Here is a 445-nt window from a genome sequence, read left to right on the forward strand (position 1 = left end):
GAGCTGGGTGCCTCAATGATGGTGGCATCCACCAAAGTGCCTTGGGTCATCATGACGCCTGCTTCGGCCAGCCAGCGATTGATGGTCTTGAACAATTGACGGGCCAGTTGATGCTGCTCGAGCAGGTGGCGGAAATTCATGATGGTGGTGCGATCCGGCAGGGCGCTATCCAGGGATAATCGGGCAAACAGGCGCATGGAGGCGATTTCGTACAGGGCATCTTCCATGGCACCGTCGCTCAGGTTGTACCAATGCTGCATGCAGTGAATACGCAGCATGGTCTCCAGCGGATAGGGCCGTCGGCCATTGCCCGCCTTGGGATAAAACGGCTCGATGACAGCGGTCATATTCTGCCATGGCAGAATCTGCTCCATGCGGGAGAGGAAAATCTCTTTTCGGGTCTGACGGCGCTTAGTGCTGAATTCACTATCGGCGAAGGTGAGTT

The 445-nt window shown here is 56.2% G+C and carries 1 pseudogene; it reads right to left on the minus strand.

Going from position 1 to position 445, the window contains the following annotated elements:
* A pseudogene (locus tag ACJBF3_RS26160) lies at window positions 1–445 on the minus strand (IS5-like element ISKpn26 family transposase); the annotation flags it as partial.

Source organism: Enterobacter sp. PP-008-ECC_S150 (assembly GCF_045257065.1).
GTDB lineage: Bacteria > Pseudomonadota > Gammaproteobacteria > Enterobacterales > Enterobacteriaceae > Enterobacter > Enterobacter chengduensis.